Consider the following 17,298-nt stretch of genomic DNA (forward strand, 5'->3'; position numbering starts at 1 on the left):
GACGAACCCAGTTCGCGTATCCTCCGCCCGCCCCGTGTCAGCGCCTGCGACCTCGGGCCGCCCAGCCGCTGCCGATCCCGGCCACGTGGAGAGCGAGCAGGGCAAGTCCTATGAGCATGACATTGGTTGACGTGAACACGTCATTCGTCGAGATGTCCGCGGCATTGATCAGGAATGCGATGAACAGCAGGACCGCCGCGACGATGCCGAGCATGGTGTCTCCTCTTCCGAAGTAATGGTGACCTCCGGATGCCCCCAAGTCGCCTGCCGACACAACCTCGTGGCCGGCCTCATCACCCGTGCGGGAGGAATACGAGCATCTCGGGCGGCGAGAGGGCGTGGGCGCGCTCGGCGAAGAAGGCACCTTCGTCGAGCGCGCCCTGACGAATCCCTAGGAGACGACGGGCTCGGGCGCCTCTTCGCGCTCCGGCGCTCCCGGCTCCCGGCCCGCACCGGCCGCCCGCCAGACGGTCTCCTCCCGCACGACGAGCCCCTGGTCGGCCAGTCCCTTCAGATGCCGCAGGACGGTGGCCTCCTGGAAGCCGACGGCCGCGCAGAGTTCGTCCAGGCCGGACCCCTTCGCGCCGGCGCTCGCCAACTGCTCCCACGTACGCACCGCATGACGGCTCAGTCCGCTCTCCCGCACTCTGCGCAGGACGGCGGGATGGTCCTCGTCCCCCTGACTCTGTTCGGGAAGCGGGGTACGGGCGGCCGTCGGCATGCCCTCGTCCCCGGTCGCCGGCGCCTCGCGACCGGCGTTCGGTGCCCCGCGACCTGCTGCCGGTTCCTCATGACCGGCCACCCGCGCCCCACGGTCGGCCGGCGGCGTCCCGCGACCGGCCGCCACTTCCTCACGACCGGCCGTCGACGGCGGCACAGCGCGCGGCGCACCGGCCCGTCCGACCGGACGCGGCGTCATGTTCACCGTGCGGTGCCTGCGCCCCTTGCGGTGTCGGCTCATCGGTTCCTCTTCTCCGCATCGACGATGCTCACGACAGGACAACGAGCCAGTCACCGGAAAGTCGTTCAGCCGTTCGAATGACGTCTGGGCCGGGCCGCGAGGAGCCGCAGCACACAAGTCCAGCCCTTCCGGACGGGTCCCGACGGCGCGTTCCGAGGCCATCATTGAGCCCCCGCCGATCGGGCCGGCGCGTACCGTTCCGCCCGTTCCCCTCGCTGTGACGCGCCGCACCGGCCATCAGTTCATCGAAAGCAGACGCCCATGGCACACACCCCGGCCGCTCCGGACCGCCTCACGGTCGGAGCAGCGTCGTGATCGCGGCCCGTATCCCGGGCCTGATCCTGCCCCTCGCCTCGTTCCTCGCGCTCGCCGCGGGCGCGATCTGGTATTGGCGCAATCGGGGCGAGTAGGCCCCAGGGGAATGTGTGACCCAAGGGAACCGGGGCACCTGAAGTCCTGGAGGTCGATACCGATGGTTCCCCTGATCGTGGTTCTTCTGCTCGCTCTTGTGCTTTTCGGCGCCGGCTTCGCCGTCCAGGGCCCGTGGTGGATCGCTGTCATTGTGCCGGCCGTCCGGCCGCTCGGTTCCGTGGTACGCCCCGGGGCGGCCACAGGCCGCCGTGGACGTCGGTATCGCTGGTAGCCACGCCGTCGACGCGGCATCCAAAGAACTCCCGCAGGGAATACGACGCGAAAGAAAGAATAAAATCATGGCATCTTCGACAACCCCGAACTACACGATTCCCGGAATCAGCACGAGCGACGGCGGCAGGATCATCGATCTGCTCCGTACACGGCTGCACGCCCTCAACGACCTTTCCCTCACCCTGAAGCACATTCACTGGAACGTCGTGGGCCCGCATTTCATCGCCGTGCACGAAATGCTCGACCCGCAGGTGGAGTCGGTACGGGGCATGGCCGATGACGCCGCCGAGCGCGTCTCCGCCCTCGGCGGGGTGCCCCATGGCACTCCGGGGGCCCTGGTGGCCGAGCGCACCTGGGACGACTACAGCGTCGGCCGGGCGGACGCGATCGCCCATCTCGGCGCCCTCGACCTGGTCTACACGGGGATCATCGAGGAGCACCGCGCGGCCGTCGCCGAGATCGGCAAGATCGATCCGGTGACCGAGGACCTCCTCATCGGACAGCTGCGGTCTCTGGAGCAGTTCCAGTGGTTCGTGCGCGCCCACCTCGAAAGCTCTGGCGGGACTCTGGCGAACGCCACCGCACAGACGGAACGTCAGGCGGCGCAGCTGGCCGAGCGGAGCGGCGAGAAGCAGCGGTAACCGCCGGTGGACACCCCTCCGGGCGAAGGCCCGGACCCGCGCGCCGGGTCCGGGCCTTCGCCCTTGCCCGATGCCTGGCGGCGGGCGCGCGGTGACTCGGGTCACACGGGGCGACGCAGCTGCGTACGGTGGTGCCCCACGCGCCGGTGTGGACGCGGACGAGGTCCGACACGAAGTGGACCAGGAACGGACCGCTACCGCCGCACTGGTCGGGGCGCACCGGATGTGGGCCGGCCAGTGTCCACTCGATCACCCCGGAGGCCGGGTTACGCAAGCACTGGTGCGCCCGGCCCGCCGACCGCCGACCGCCGACCGCCGACCGCCGACCGCCGACCGCCGACCGCCGAAACAGGGTGCATCCGCAAGGCCTGTCCGACGGGAAGGAACGCGTGAGCCGGCGTCGACGCACCTCGAACGAACAAGTTCCAAAAATATCGGGGTGTGCCGGCATGACCCGCATGAGGCAGGGCAGACGAGCCCTGTCTTCAGTTCCTTCGGACGATTTGGGGTGGATCGCATGGCAGCCGTGACGGCAGCGATGGCAACGGACACGGCACGGCATGCGGTGACGGTCGAGGGGGAGGCACTCCCTCTGATCAACGAGCCTCTCAAGGTCAGCCCGAAGGACGCGCGCACCCTGTCGCGTCAGTTCTTCGACCGGCTCGCCGTGCTGGAGGAAGGCACCCACGAGTACCAGTACGCGCGCAACACGCTCATAGAGATGAACCTCTCCCTCGTGCGGTACGCGGCCGCCCGCTTCCGCAGCCGCAACCAGGACGAGATGGAGGACATCGTCCAGGTCGGCACGATCGGGCTCATCAAGGCGATCGACCGCTTCGAGCTCACCCGCGAGGTCGAGTTCACGTCCTTCGCCGTCCCCTACATCGTCGGTGAGATCAAGCGCTTCTTCCGCGACACCAGCTGGGCCGTCCACGTGCCCCGGCGTCTGCAGGAGGCCCGTATCGAGCTGGCCAAGGCGACCGAGGAGCTGCGCACCCGCCTGGGCCGGACCCCGACCACGCGCGAGCTGTCCGCGCTGATGTCCCTCTCCGAGGAAGAGGTCATCGAGGCCCGAAAGGCCTCCAACGGCTACAACTCCTCGTCCCTGGACGCCGCGCTCACGGCCGACAACGGCACGGACGGGGAGAGTGTCCTGGCGGACTTCATCGGCGAGGACGACCCCGCGCTCGAACTGGTCGAGGACTTCAACTCCCTGGCGCCGCTGATCGCCGGCCTCGACGACCGTCAGCGCCGCATCATCCACATGCGTTTCGTCGAGGAGCGCACCCAGGCCCAGATCGGCGAGGAGCTCGGCATCTCGCAGATGCACGTCTCGCGTCTGATCACCCGCATCCTGAAGCGTCTGCGCAGCGGGCTGCTCGATCCGTCGGTCGCCTGACACACCGGACACCGTCCTGGATCCCTCATGGCGGGGGCTGCTGCCCGAACCGGAACTCCGGTTCGGGCAGCAGCCCCCGCCATGACGCGTATCCGGGTGCCTCGGACTCGGCGGCCGCGCTGCCGCACGCAACGCGGCCCCGCCCGCAGTCGGGGGGGATGACTGCGGGCGGGGCCGTGGGCTCGAGGTCGCCAGGGGGGTGGGCTTCCTCGAGCGGTCCGTGGTTCCGTCTGCCCCGGTCGATTCGAAGCATGCACAGGACCTCGAATGGAAGCACGCACAGCAGTTCGGGTCGAAGCATGCACAGGACTTCGGACGCGCGCCGCGTTGCGCGGCGATCCTGCCACCGGTCCCGCCCGGGCACGGGCGGGACCGGCATGTGCGGAACCGGTCCGGATGCGAACGGATCCACGTACAGGTCACCGGGTCGGTGTCCCGTGGGTCACCGGGTCGGTGTCCCCTGGAACGCCGTGCTCGGCGCCGGCGCGTAGCCGGCGGGCCGGGTGGTGAAGACCCCGCGGCCCCGGGTCCGGCTGCGCAGCCGCGTCGCGTAGCCGAACAGTTCGGCCAGCGGCACGACGGCACTGATCACCACGGCGCCCGCACGCGTGACGGAGCCCGAGACCTGTCCGCGGCGTGCCGCGAGGTCGCCGAGCACCCCGCCCACGGCGTCGTCGGGCACGGTGACCGTGAGGTCGACCACCGGTTCCAGCAGCACCATCGCGCAGGCCCGCAACGCCTCCCGCAGCGCGAGCCGGCCGGCCGTGCGGAACGCCATCTCCGAGGAGTCCTTCGGATGGATCGCTCCGTCGGTCAGGACGACCCGCACCCCGGTCACCGGATTGCCGCCGAGCGGCCCCTCGGCCAGCGCGTCCCGGCAACCTGCCTCCACCGCACGGACGTACTCCTGCGGTACCCGGCCGCCGACCACGGCCGAGCGGAACCCGAACCGTGTCGCGCCGTCGTCGGCGAGGTCACCGAGGGGGTCCCGGGCGGCCTCCAGCGGCTCCACGTCGATGACGACATGGGCGAACTGGCCCGCGCCGCCGTCCTGCTTGACGTGCCGGTGGACCAGCCCGGACACCCCGCGGACGACGGTCTCCCGGTAGGCCACCCTCGGTCTGCCGACGTGGACGTCCAGCCCGTGCGCGCGCCGGATCTTCTCCACCGCCACCTCCAGATGCAGTTCTCCCATGCCCGACAGCACCGTCTGACCGGTCTCGGGGTCGGTGCGGACGACCAGCGAGGGATCCTCCTCGGCCAGTCGCGCCAACGCCGGCACCAGGCGGTCCGCATCGGTGTCCCCGCCGGCCTCGATCGCCACGGAGACGACGGGTTCTGCGACCGCCGGCGGTTCGAGCACCAAGGTGGCCCCGGGTGCGGTCAGCGTCGACCCGGCGCGGGCCGACTTCAGCCCGACCACCGCGACGATGTCACCGGCCACCGCCCGTTCCAGTGGGGCGTGACGGTCGGCCTGGACCCGCAGGATCCGGCCGATCCGCTCGACGCGCCGCGCGCCCGACTCCCACACCGTCTCTCCCTTCCCGATCGTTCCCGAATAGACACGCAGGTACGTCAGCCGTCCCGTGTTGGTGGCGTTCACCTTGAACACCAGGGCCGCGAACGGTGCCCGCGGGTCGGCGGCCCGTTCCTGTTCCACGCCGCCTCGGGTGCCGCGCACCGCGGGCACGTCCAGCGGCGAGGGCAGGTAGGCCACGACCGCGTCGAGCAGCGGTTCGATGCCGCGATTGCGGTAGGCCGATCCGCACAGCACGACGACGCCGTCACCGGACCGGGTCAGGTCGCGCAACGCGGCGACCAGGGTCGGTGCGGAGACGCTCCCCTCGGCGCAGAACTCCTCCAGCGCGGCGGGATGGAGTTCCGCCACCGCTTCCTCCAGGAGTCCTCGACGGCGGTCCGCCTCGGCGCGCAGTGTCTCCGGCACAGGACCTTCCTCGGCCGTGTCGCGGCCGTCGGTCCAGACGAGCGACCGCATGCGCGGCAGGTCCACCACGCCGGTGAAGCCGGACTCCGTACCGATCGGCAGCTGGACGACCAGCGGGGCCGGATGCAGCCGCTCCCGGATCGACTCGACCGCCGCGTCGAGGTCGGCACCGGCACGGTCCAGCTTGTTGACGAAGGCGATCCTCGGCACGCCGTACCGGTCCGCCTGCCGCCACACCGACTCGCTCTGCGGTTCCACTCCGGCGACGGCGTCGAACACCGCGACGGCCCCGTCGAGAACCCGCAGCGAACGCGCCACCTCGTCGGAGAAGTCGACGTGGCCCGGGGTGTCGATCAGGTTGATGCGGTGGCCGTCCCAGGCGCAACTGACGGCCGCGGCGAAGATGGTGATGCCACGGTCGCGCTCCTGCGGGTCGAAGTCGGTGACGGTCGTGCCGTCGTGGACCTCACCGCGCTTGTGCGTGGTCCCGGTGACGTACAGGATCCGCTCGGTGAGGGTGGTCTTGCCGGCGTCGACGTGGGCGAGGATGCCCAGGTTGCGGACGGCGGTCGGTGGATTCTCGGGATGACGGTGCAGGTCGGTGCGCACGGCCACGGCCTTTCGGGACGATCCGGAACGGAACGGCGCGATTGCCGGACGAAGCGGCCCGTGGTCGGACCGTGAAGGGACCCCTGGCAGGGCGGAGCGGACGGCACCCGCGCGTCAGGGCGTACGGAGCCGGCCGATCCGACAACGGACGGGCAGAGGTCAGGAGTTCGTCGCGGAAGACCGGTGCGGGCCGCGCGGCAGGCACCGGGTCCACGTGGACACGAGGATCACCTCGTACCGCGTGGGGGGAACGACGACAGCGATGCGGTGACGCACGGCTCGGCTCCCCTCGGTTCGTGACGGCGCGCGCCACGATGTCCCGCGGAGCCGCGGCCGGGTCGGCAGGTCTGCCGTCGGCTGTGCTCGCGGCTCCGCTTCCGGCGCGCGATGTGTGGCGAGTGTAGGGAATCCGCAGGGGTCGGGGCATCGGGTTTTTCGTGCGCCGCCCCAACCCCCCGCCGCCCCAACCCCAACACATCACCGGGTACTTCGGCTGCCGCAGCTAGACAGGTCGCGGCGCACGGCCCGGGGACCTCGGGTCGGGGCCTGCGGGTCGCCGCCCGCGCCGTACCGATCGAGACCCTACGGTTCACGGTTCACGGCTCGCGTCAGAGCACGCCCACGCCGGACGCCGACAGTGCGGTGGCGAGCAGTCCGTCGGCCGGACCGGCCGGGCCGCCGGACGTCAGCAGTCCGGCGACCGCCGCCGCCGTGGCCCGGTGCCAGGTTCCGCACCGCCGGAGCATGGCGTGGTCCCCGGCCTTCACCAGGAGGACACCGGCGTGCGAACCGGCGTCCCGGGCACGGTGTACGAACGACACGGACGCGTGTGGATCGGTGACCCGGTCCCGGTCGCCGTGGAGCACGATCACCTCCCGGTCCCGCAGGTGGGCCACCGGTTCGCCCTCCGGGCACCAGGGGGCGAGCGCCACCACTCCCCTGACCTGAGGTGCGTCGGCGACGCGCAGCGCGGTGCGGCCTCCCATGGAATGGCCCACGAGGATCACGGGCACCTCCCCGACGAGCCGGGTGAGCTCGGTCAGGGCCTGCCGGGCGTCCTGGACCGGGTCGGCGCGGGAACCGTTCCATCCCCGGTGGCGGTAGCGGACCCTGCCGAGGAACACCTCGCCGTCCGGCACCGCCGCGGCGACGGCCCGGGCGACGGGCCGCATGCGCAGCGCCGCCACGTGCCAGGGCCGTGAGGGCGCCAGGCTGTCGGCCCTGCCTCCGTGCAGGACGAGCACGGCCGCGCTCGCCGGACCCCGGTGACGGAGCGGCACCAGGGCCGGACGGTCCCCGGCCGGCCGTCGACCCGGCGCGCCCAGGGGCGTCCTCTGCGTACGGCTGTCCATCGCACCTCTTCCTGTGGCCCGGTCCGCCCGCCGACGGACACGCTGTCCCGTCGCCCCCCCCGCATCATCCGTCGCCGGGCGCCGCGCGGATTGGTCATCCCCACGTGAACATCCCCCTCGTCCCTGCGGCCAGGGTCCTCGCGCGGGGCCGGGGCCGGCGTGGGATCAGACGTCCAGGTCGGCTTCCGGACGCTCGAGGTCGTGCCGGGCCGCCGGGTCCTCGCGCCGTCCTCACGCTCTCCGCCGGGGCTCTCCGCCGAGCACCCGGCGGACGACGGTCGTACGAGGGCGTTGTCAGTGGTGGCGTGCAGGATGACGGGTATGACAACACCAGCTGCAGTGATCGTGGATGCCGTCGCCTACGCGCAGGCGGTCGAGGACGCGGTGCGGGCGTCGGCCGCCTACTACACGGGCGGCACTTCGGTACTGGACGACGACGCCTACGACCGGCTGGTGCGCGGCATCGCGGCGTGGGAGGCCGAGCACCCCGAGGAGGTGCTGCCCGACTCACCGTCGGGCAAGGTCGCCGGCGGCGCCGTGGAAGGCGACGTCCCGCACACGGTGGCGATGCTGAGCCTGGACAACGTCTTCTCGGCCGAGGAGTTCACCGCGTGGACCACGTCGCTGGCCCGCCGGATCGGCCACGACGCCACTCGTTTCAGCGTGGAGCCGAAGCTCGACGGACTCGCGATCGCCGCCCGCTACACCCGCGGCCGTCTGGAGAGACTCATCACCCGGGGCGACGGGACGGCCGGGGAGGACGTCTCGCACGCCATCGGCACCGTCGAGGGCCTGCCACGGGAGCTCACCGAGCCGGTCACGGTGGAGGTGCGCGGTGAAGTCCTGATGTCCACCGCCCAGTTCGAGTACGCCAACGAGGTGCGCACCCAGCACGGCGGGCAGCCGTTCGCGAACCCGCGCAACGCGGCGGCGGGCACCCTGCGTGCCAAGGACCGCGCCTACACCGTGCCGATGAGCTTCTTCGGATACGGCCTGCTGCCGCTGCCCGGCACGGACAGCGCCCTCGCGGAGCGCCTGGCGGAGCTGGCGCACAGCGACCTCATGGCGCAGACCGGCGCCTACGGGGTGAGCACCACCGCCACCACCGCGGTGCCCGGCATCACCGCCGGCACCGCCGAGCAGGTCCTCGCCCGCGTCAAGGAGATCGCGGCGCTGCGAGCCGAATTGCCCTTCGGGATCGACGGAATCGTGATCAAGGCCGACCTGGCCGCGGACCAGCGGGCCGCCGGGTCGGGTACGCGTGCCCCGCGCTGGGCCATCGCCTACAAGCTGCCCGCGGTCGAGAAGATCACCCGGCTGCTGGGGGTGGAGTGGAACGTGGGCCGCACCGGCATCATCGCCCCGCGCGCCGTCCTGGAGCCGGTCGAGATCGACGGTTCCACCATCACGTACGCCACACTCCACAATCCGGCGGACATCACCCGCCGCGATCTGCGCCTGGGCGACCACGTCATGGTGCACCGGGCCGGTGACGTCATCCCCCGTGTCGAAGCCCCGGTCGCCCATCTGCGCAGCGGCGAAGAGGAACCGATCGTCTTCCCCGAGGCGTGTCCGCGGTGCGGGTCCGCCATCGACACCGGCGAGCAGCGCTGGCGTTGTGCGAACGGCCGCAACTGCCACCTGGTCGCCGCCCTCTCCTACGCGGCCGGGCGCGACCAGCTCGACATCGAGGGACTCGGCTCCACCCGTGTCGTCCAGCTCGTCGAGGCCGGCCTGGTCGCCGACCTCGCCGATCTGTTCGCTCTCACCCGCGAACAGCTCCTGGGCCTGGAGCGGATGGGTGAGACCAGTACCGACAATCTCCTCGCCGCGATCGCCGCGGCCAAGGGACAGCCGTTGTCACGGGTGTTGTGCGCGCTCGGTGTCCGCGGCACCGGTCGCTCCATGTCCCGTCGTATCGCACGGTACTTCGCCACCATGGACCTCATCCGCGCCGCCGACGCCGAGACACTGCAGCAGGTCGAGGGCATCGGCACCGAGAAGGCGCCGTCCATCGTCGCCGAGCTCGCCGAACTGGCCCCGCTCATCGACAGACTCAGCGCCGCCGGGGTCAACATGACCGAACCGGGCGCCACTCCGCCGGCCCCCGCGACCGACACCGGCGACACCACCGACGCGGACACGACCGCCGACGAGGAGGGCACGCCGGCCGGCGGGGCGGGCGAGCCGGCCGGCGGGGCGGGCGAGCCGGCCGGCGGGGCGGGCGAGCCGGCCGGCGGTCCACTGGCCGGGATGACGGTCGTCGTCACCGGCGCGATGACCGGCGCCCTCGAAAAGCTCAGCCGCAACCAGATGAACGAGCTCATCGAACGCGCCGGTGGCCGCTCCTCCTCCAGCGTCTCCAAGAAGACCACCCTGGTCGTCGCGGGGGCCAACGCCGGGTCCAAGCGCGCCAAGGCCGAGGATCTCGGTGTCCGTCTGGCCGCCCCCGAGGAGTTCGCATCGCTCGTCGCCGACTTCCTCGGCTGAGGAGGCCGCGTCCGCTCGTGTTCCGCACCTCACAGCGGTGACGGGGACGGGCCGGGAACAACGCGCGCCGTCCGGCCGTTGGTCCGTGTGTGGCTGCGGAGGGGACAGTGTCCCCGGGCCCTACCCGAAGCCCATGGGGACGATCGTCCGGCTGAAGCCCCATGGAGCCCTCCGCCGAGAGGCGACTGCCCTCCGCCGGCCACCGCACACGGCCCCGGCTGGTCTCCCCCGTCCAGCCGGGGCTCTCTCATGCCGATCCGCGGCCCGGCGGCGCGCCTCAGGCCTACGACGCCAGGTCCCGCGCCACCGCGCGGGCCGCGCGTGCGCCCGAGGCCAGTGCCCCCTGGACGGACCCGGTGGCGCGGTGGTCGCCGCACACGTACCGGCCCGGAGCGAACCGGGCGGTGCGGCTCAGCGGGTGCGGTGGCGGCATGGCAGGCAGCGCGTCGGGCACGGTGCGAGCGCTCAGGAGCTGCCACGCGCCCGCGTCGGTCCCGTACACCTCGGAGAGTGCCCCGCGGACCTCGTTCTCGCGGCCCTCGTGGTCGCCGCCGAGCACGGACGTGGCGATCAGCGCCCCGCCGGCGGGGGCGTAGCCGGGCACCACCTCGCTGAGAACGCAGGTGTTGAGGAACCTCCTTCGCACGTCCGTCAGAAGGGTGGGTTCGGCCAGCGGGGAATGCGTCGCGGCGTGGTAGTACGTCGTCACCACCCGACAGGCGGGCGCGTCCAGCCCCGGCAGCAGCGTGGTCGCCGGGCCGGGGCCGGTCGCCACCACCACCGCCCGCGCGGGCATTTCGCCGCCCGTGGCCAGGGCGACCCCGGTGCCCGTCAGCCGGGCCACCGGGGTGTCGAGGCTCACGGCGTCCGGCGGCAGTGCGGCGGCGAGCAGCCGCGGCACCGCCCCGATGCCCTCGGAAGGCAGGCACAGGGTGCCGCGCAGCATGCTGCGCCAGACCAGGTGGAAGACCCGGCTGGAGGTCTCCAGCTCGTCCTCCAGGAACACCCCGGAGAGGAACGGACGGAAGAACCTCTCGACGAACTCCTCGGAGAACCCGGCATCCGCCAGCGCGGTGCGCGTCGTCCGGTCGTCGCCGCGGTCCGGCGAGCGGACCGGAGCGACCATGTCGCGGGCCGACAGGACGCCCAGGGCGAGCAGGTCCCGGCTCCCCGCGAACCGCCCGGGGCGCAGATCACCGAGCCGGTGCGGTTTCCGGGTCGGGTCGCCGAAGCGCAGCACACCGTCGTCGGTGTGCACGAGGAACCCGGGGGTGAACGGCCGCAGCCGCAGTTCGCGCAGTGGAAGGCGGCGTCGGACCTGCGGATAGGAAGTGTTGAACACCTGGAAACCGCGGTCGAGCACGAACCCCTCGTGGCGGTCCGAGCGCATGCGTCCGCCGACGCCGTCCGACGCCTCCAGGACCCGGACGCCGAATCCGGCAAGGGCGAGGTCGTGGGCGCAGGCCAGACCGGCGAGACCGGCGCCGACCACCAGCACGTCGGGCACACCGCGGGTGGTGGCCATGAGGCTCTCCTTCGCTGAGCGGCTGCGTCGGCGCGGGGTGTCCGGACACACGGCCCTGGTGGCACGACCCCGCGCTCTCCTGAACCGGTCTACCCGTCGCGCCGCCCGTCCGGATGCGGAAGGGCGTGGATCACTCCTTCGCACGGCCGGCCGAGGCGGTCCGGGTCGACGCAGACGCCGGTGCCGCCTCCGAGGAGGGGGCGGCACCGGCGTAGGAGTGTCTGCGCGGAAGCGGTGTCAGTGACCGGACCCGTAATGGCCGCCCAGCTGGTCGCGGTAGTGCGGGTCGCCGAGGTGCTTCTCCTTGTCGAACTCCGGCGCCGCCTTGATCTCGTCCTTGGTCCGGGAGACATGGACGGTCTTGTCTTCGTGGCTGATCGCGGTGATCGTCCCGGCCGGCAGCAGCACTTCCTTGCCGAAGATCCAGATGCCGGTGTCGACGACGATGTACTGAGAACCGACCTCGTCGGAGTGCTTGTCGACCTTGCCGATGTGGCCGTCGCTCGCGTCCACCCGGTATCCGGTCAGATCGGCGTCCGGGGTGTGACCGGCGGTCGGAGCGTAGGCCCACAGGTTCTCGTTCACGAAGAAGTCCTTCCACTTGTCCGCGCGGATCCGTGTTCTCTCCGGGTCCGCGTTCCGTGCGGGTGCGTGTTCCGTGCGGCTGCGTCTTCTGTGCGGCTGCGTGTTCGGTGCGGGCGCGCATTCTGTGTGGTGCGCGCTCGAAGGACCGGGTGTCCTCTTCTCCGGCTCCGACACATATTCCGCGGAAGACAGATCCCGGCGGGGAAATCCGAATTTCAACCACTGCTCCGGACCTTTTCCGTTCGGCCCATGGAATTCCCCACCGTGATGCGCCGTGGCCCCGGACGTAGGAGCGTGGTGGAGGAGGGAGGAGTGCTATGGGCGCGGCCGTCCCACGGCTCGGAGCGAACAAGAAGCGTGGCTGGCTGCGCGGAGCCCCGCCCCCGCGTTGGGTGCGGGTGCTGCCGCCGGCTCTGCTGGTTGTGGTCTGCGGCACGGAACTCGCGAGCAAGCGACCGGTGGACATCGGATTCCTGCTGGGCGTCGTCCCGTCCCTGGCCGTGCTCTCCTACGGGCCGCTGGTGACGGCGCTCTACGGCGGCATCGTCATCGCCCTGCTGGTCGTTCCGGCGCTCCAGCTCAACCATCCGGGCAACGCCGACCTGCTGACCATCGCGTTCATCGCGGCGCTCAGCGTGATCCTGTCCCTGGTACGCAGCCGTCGCGACGCCGACCTGGTCACGGTGCGCACCGTCGCCGAGGCGGCGCAGCTCGCCGTGCTGCCGCCGCTTCCCGAGTCCGTCGGACCGGTGCGGTGCATGGGCCTCTACCGTGCGGCGCAACGCGAGACCCTGGTCGGCGGTGACTTCTTCGACGTGCGCGACGGGCCCTACGGTGTACGAGCCGTGATGGGAGACGTCCAGGGGCACGGTCTGTCCGCCGTCGGAACGGTCGCCTCGCTCCTCGGGGCGTTCCGCGAGTCGGTGCTCGACCAGCGCGACCTGACCTCTGCGGCCTCCCGCCTCGACCGCCGGCTGATCGTCGACTCGGCCCAGACCGAGCACGCCGAGTTGTTCGCCACCGCCCTGCTGCTGGAATTCTCCGCCACCGCGGACACCGTACGGCTGACCTCGTGCGGGCACCCGCATCCGTATCTGCTGCGCGGCGGAAAAGCTGTCGAACTGGTCCTGGAACCCGGGGCTCCACTCGGTCTCGGATTCTTCAAGCTCTCTCCGCCGCATGTCCGTACGGTGTTGCTCGAACCCGGCGACCGACTGTTCCTGGGGTCCGACGGCGTGACCGAGAGCCGGGACACGACGGGGGCGTTCTATCCCCTGACCGAGCGCCTGACCCTGTTCGCGCAGGAGTCTCCGTCCGAGCTCACCACCCGCCTCTGGGAGGACCTTCTGCAGTTCTGCGGCGCGGTGCGTGACGATGTGACGATGCTCGTCCTCACCCCCCGCACGGAGCACGTCACCGGGTGAACGGACTCGACGGACGAACGGGCTCCCCCGCCCGGTCCGCGCGAGGCGGTCCCGGACGGGCGAGTCGGGTCAGCGAGGACGGGACCGGGTCGGTTCGGTCGCCGTCAGGGCGTGAGCTGCCACTGCTGGATGTAGCCGACGTCGATCGCGGCGGTGTCCCGGACCCTGAGGATCCAGGTGCCGTCGACGGGCTGGGCGGACGCGTCGACCGTGAAGGTCTGGTCGACGTTGTCGGCGGAACCGCCACTGTGGTTCAGCAGCGAGTAGACGGTGCCGTTCGGGCCGACGAGGTCGACCGTCAGGTCACCGCGGTAGGTGTGGATGATCTTGACATAGACCTGGGTGGTGGCCGAGGCGTTGCCCGTCCGGCCGGTGACGGTGATCGGCGACTCGACCGCGGGTCCGACGTCGGGGATGTCGACACGTGTCCCGTTGACGTAGATGTTCGCGATCCGCCAGTTGAAGCCGGTGGAGACGGACGCACCCGTGCTGTCGGTGACCGTGAGCGTGACGGCGCTGGTTCCGGTCGTGGTCGGAACGCCGGAGATCAGCCCGGTGTCGCTGAGGGTCAGACCGTCCGGCAGACCGGTGGCCTCGTACGTCAGACCGGCGCCGGTGTTGGTGGTGTAGGCGCTGGTCTGCAGGGAGACCTGCTGGCCGACGCCACTGGTCTGGTCGTCGATCGGGGAGACGTTGACGCCGAGCGCTATCCGGTCGCCGACGTGGATTCCGGCCCAGGCGGCCGCGACGGCGAGATACGTGTCGCTGTAGGCCCCGAAGAGGTCGGCCGCGGCCTGCAGGGTCGCGACGCGGGCGCCGGCGTAATCGGTGCTGGAGGTCATGTAGGTGCTCAGGGCCCGGTACCAGATCCGCTGGGCGTTCTCGATGCCGATGCCGGTCACGGGTACGCCGTCGTACGTCGGGCTGTCGTACGAGACGCCGTTGACGGTCTTGGCGCCGCTGCCCTCGGACAGCAGGTAGAAGAAGTGGTTGGCCGGTCCCGACGAGTAGTGGACGTCGATGCCGCCCAGCGAGGAGTCCCAGTAGTCGCGGGACGCCCCGTCCTTGGAGGGCTTGTCCATGTACCGCAGGGGGGTGCCGTTGCCGTTGATGTCGATCTTCTCGCCGACGAGGTAGTCAGGGACGTCGGAGGCCAGGTCGGCGTGGAACTCCACCGCCGCGGCGAAGATGTCCGAGGTGGCTTCGTTGAGGCCACCGGACTCGCCCGAGTAGGTGAGGTTGGCGGTGGCGGCGGTGACGCCGTGGCTCATCTCGTGCGCGGCGACGTCGAGGGCGGTCAGCGGGTGCGCGTTGCTCGCGCCGTCCCCGTACGTCATGCAGAAGCAGGTGTCGGACCAGAAGGCGTTGACGTACCCGTTGCCGTAGTGCGCCCGGCTGTAGGCGGCCACCCCGTCGTTGCGGATGCCGTTGCGGCCGAAGACGTCCTTGTAGTAGTCCCAGGTGGCCGCGGCGCCGAAGGCGACGTCCACCGCGGCCGTCTGCCGGTTGCTCTGGTTCCCGTCTCCCCAGACATCGTTGTCATCCGTGAACAGGGTGCCGGTACCGGAGGTGCCTTGGTTCAGGTCGTAGGTGCGGTGGCCCGCACGGTCGCCGTCGACCAGCTCGTACGTGGAGCCGGAGAGCGTGGAGCCGACCGGCACCGTCCCGCTGTACTGGCCCGTGCCCGTACCGGTCTCCACACCCTCGTAGTCGAAGACGGCCTTGCCCGAGGTGGCGTCGGTGATGACGTGGAGCTCGCTCGGGGTGCCGTCGTCCTGGGTGCCCTCGACCACCGACTCCCAGGCCAGCGCCGGCTTGGCTCCGGCGGCCCAGACGACCAGCCGGGGCGTGCCGTCGACCTTCGGACGCTTGGCGTCGGCCTTCCTGGCGACCGTGAGTGCCTGGTGGGCCGCGGTGGCGGACGTGACCCGGGCAGTGAGCGCGGGCACCTTGACGGTGGCCTTGGTGGCCTCGGACACGGTGCTGCGGCCGTCCTTGGTGTGCACGACGAGGTCGCCGCCGAGGACCGGCAGGCCGGCGTAGGTGCGCTCGTAGCGGGTGTGCGTGGTGCCGTCGGCGTCCTTCGCGACGTCCTTGACGACCAGTTTCTCCTTGGAGCCGAGGTCGAGGATCCTCGCGGTGTCGCCGACCGCGGCGGTCGCGCTCTTCAGCAGCGAGGCGTGCTGGGCGGGAGACAGCTTCGCCGGGGCCGCACCGGCCCGGGGGGTGGCGACGATCTTCGCATGACCGCTGCCGTGGGGCGCCGCGGACGCGATGCCGGCCTGGAATCCGGCGGCGAGCAGGGCGCTCGCGGTGGTGAGCGCCAACACCGCCGTGTATCTGCGGCGGTGCGAGGAGTGGCGTGGCCGTGACAAGGGCTTCTCCTTCTGGCGACGATCGGCCTGTGGTCGAGGCCGAGAGAGCGGGCCGGCGCGGTGGAGCCGGCGGGCAACGCGCTGAGCAGGAAAGGGCGCTGCACGAGGCGACGCACGGGGGCGTGACCGAACTCGGCGGCGCGCGAGAGGTGGGGGGAGGTGAAGGAACGGTGAACGTTCATGAGCAGACTGGCATCCTGCGTGGCGTCTTGTCATGGCGATGACAACGCTAAGGCTGAAACTGACTATTGCTTGCTGGACGTTCACCGCCGCCCAGGGCTCTTTTCGGCCGCCGACGGACGGCGCGTACGAAGGGAGGCGGATCGGGATCGGTGCCGGTGCCCATGCCGACGCGCACCATGGGCAGGGCGCGGGCCGGCCGGTCAACTCCGCCGCCGGACGCGGCGGAGTCCGTACCCGGGGACACTCCGCCGACGCTTACGCCGCTCACCCGCCCCGCCACGTACTACTTTCTTCATGAACTCCCCTTCGCCCTCCTCCCGCGATCGGCTGCGGTTCGCGACGTTCAACGTGCTGCACGGCCGCTCGATGCTGGACGGCCGCCCCGTGTCCCCGGCGGCCGGGGACGAGCCCGCGGAACCGCTCTCCCGTGCCGTCATGTCCCTGGACGCCGACGTCCTCGCGCTGCAGGAGGTGGACCGGTTCCAGGAGCGGTCGGGCCGGGTCGACCAGGCCCGCGCCGCGGCCCGGGCGGCGGGCCTGGACGAGTGGCGCTACGCGACGGCGCTGCACGGCCGTGCCTCCGGGGACCAGGGGTGGGACCTCGACCCGAAGGAGCCGGAACCGCGGATGTACGGCCCCCGGGACACCGGGACGGACGCCGGTGTCCCCTCGCACGGGCTCGCGCTGCTCACCCGGCTGCCGGCGCGGGAATGGCGGGTCAGGCGGCTGGCCCCGGCGCCGCTCGGCATGCCCCTGCTCGTGCCCGGCAAGCCCGGCCTCACCCTGGTCCGGGACCGGACGCGCGCGGCGCTCGCGGCCGTACTCGAGGGGCCGCAAGGGCCGTTCACGGCCGTGGCGGTGCACCTGACGTTCGTGCCGGGGTGGAACGTCCGTCAGTTGTTGGAGGTCCGCGACTGGATCGCCGATCTGCCCCTGCCGCACGTCCTGCTGGGCGACTTCAACCTGGTCGGCGCCGCGCCCAGGGCCGTACTGAACGCGCCCCGGGGTCCATCCAGGCAGGCAGTTCGTGGCCACGTAGTTCGCCCATCGTGCGGGCGAAGTCCCGGACGTGCCGTGCGGTGGCGTCGAGGTGCGGGCAGGCGGTGCGGATTTCTTTGACTTCGGCTGTCGTTCCTGGCGGACGCAGCGATGGCACCGGGCAGG

At 71.5% G+C, this 17,298-nt stretch carries 13 protein-coding genes; 6 read left to right on the plus strand and 7 right to left on the minus strand.

Features of this window, described 5'->3' with window-relative positions:
• Positions 1-37 precede the first annotated feature (37 nt).
• Both OHB41_RS44680 and OHB41_RS44685 read right to left on the minus strand, forming a co-directional pair.
• A complete protein-coding gene (locus OHB41_RS44680) occupies positions 38-214 on the minus strand; it encodes a hypothetical protein (protein ID WP_148014566.1) in 177 nt (58 codons plus the stop codon).
• A 177-nt stretch (positions 215-391) separates the two neighbouring features.
• Positions 392-721, minus strand: a complete 330-nt coding sequence (locus OHB41_RS44685) for a hypothetical protein (RefSeq protein WP_266707243.1) — start codon at positions 719-721, stop codon at positions 392-394.
• Positions 722-1,433: 712 nt separating this feature from the next.
• On the opposite strand from OHB41_RS44685, the gene OHB41_RS44690 reads away from it, so the two are divergent.
• From OHB41_RS44690 to OHB41_RS44700, 3 genes are all read left to right on the plus strand, one after another.
• A complete protein-coding gene (locus OHB41_RS44690; protein WP_266707245.1) occupies positions 1,434-1,604 on the plus strand; it encodes a hydrophobic protein in 171 nt (56 codons plus the stop codon).
• Positions 1,605-1,671: 67 nt separating this feature from the next.
• Positions 1,672-2,247: a Dps family protein gene (locus OHB41_RS44695; RefSeq protein ID WP_266707247.1), complete on the plus strand. Its 576-nt coding sequence runs from the start codon at positions 1,672-1,674 to the stop codon at positions 2,245-2,247.
• 517 nt (positions 2,248-2,764) lie between these two features.
• The gene (locus tag OHB41_RS44700) at positions 2,765-3,646 is read left to right on the plus strand and encodes an RNA polymerase sigma factor SigF (protein ID WP_266707249.1); all 882 of its coding nucleotides are present in this window, start codon (positions 2,765-2,767) and stop codon (positions 3,644-3,646) included.
• A gap of 442 nt (positions 3,647-4,088) precedes the next feature.
• Here OHB41_RS44700 and fusA read toward each other — a convergent pair whose 3' ends face one another.
• Positions 4,089-6,200, minus strand: a complete 2,112-nt coding sequence (gene fusA, locus OHB41_RS44705) for an elongation factor G (protein WP_266708343.1) — start codon at positions 6,198-6,200, stop codon at positions 4,089-4,091.
• Between the two features lie 608 nt (positions 6,201-6,808).
• Positions 6,809-7,552: an alpha/beta hydrolase gene (locus OHB41_RS44710; protein WP_266707251.1), complete on the minus strand. Its 744-nt coding sequence runs from the start codon at positions 7,550-7,552 to the stop codon at positions 6,809-6,811.
• A 312-nt stretch (positions 7,553-7,864) separates the two neighbouring features.
• Between OHB41_RS44710 and ligA the strand changes: the two genes are divergently transcribed.
• On the plus strand, positions 7,865-10,042 hold the full coding sequence (ligA, locus tag OHB41_RS44715; protein WP_266707253.1) for an NAD-dependent DNA ligase LigA: 2,178 nt from the start codon (positions 7,865-7,867) through the stop codon (positions 10,040-10,042).
• A gap of 283 nt (positions 10,043-10,325) precedes the next feature.
• Here the strand turns inward: ligA and OHB41_RS44720 are convergent, their stop codons facing one another.
• Positions 10,326-11,567 (minus strand): NAD(P)/FAD-dependent oxidoreductase, encoded by a 1,242-nt coding sequence (locus OHB41_RS44720; RefSeq protein ID WP_266707255.1) that lies wholly within the window; start codon positions 11,565-11,567, stop codon positions 10,326-10,328.
• Between the two features lie 237 nt (positions 11,568-11,804).
• Complete coding sequence (locus OHB41_RS44725; protein WP_266707257.1) at positions 11,805-12,152, minus strand: PRC-barrel domain containing protein; 348 nt, start codon at positions 12,150-12,152, stop codon at positions 11,805-11,807.
• Between the two features lie 317 nt (positions 12,153-12,469).
• Between OHB41_RS44725 and OHB41_RS44730 the strand changes: the two genes are divergently transcribed.
• Positions 12,470-13,576 carry a PP2C family protein-serine/threonine phosphatase gene (locus OHB41_RS44730; protein WP_266707259.1) on the plus strand — a complete coding sequence of 369 codons (1,107 nt, stop codon included), beginning with the start codon at positions 12,470-12,472 and terminating at the stop codon, positions 13,574-13,576.
• 104 nt (positions 13,577-13,680) lie between these two features.
• Here OHB41_RS44730 and OHB41_RS44735 read toward each other — a convergent pair whose 3' ends face one another.
• Entirely contained in the window at positions 13,681-15,951 is a 2,271-nt protein-coding gene (locus OHB41_RS44735; protein ID WP_266707261.1) for a M4 family metallopeptidase, read from the minus strand.
• 477 nt (positions 15,952-16,428) lie between these two features.
• Here OHB41_RS44735 and OHB41_RS44740 point away from each other — a divergent pair, with 477 nt between their 5' ends.
• Entirely contained in the window at positions 16,429-17,253 is an 825-nt protein-coding gene (locus OHB41_RS44740; protein ID WP_266707263.1) for an endonuclease/exonuclease/phosphatase family protein, read from the plus strand.
• Positions 17,254-17,298: the final 45 nt, after the last annotated feature.

This window comes from Streptomyces sp. NBC_01571 (assembly GCF_026339875.1).
GTDB lineage: Bacteria > Actinomycetota > Actinomycetes > Streptomycetales > Streptomycetaceae > Streptomyces.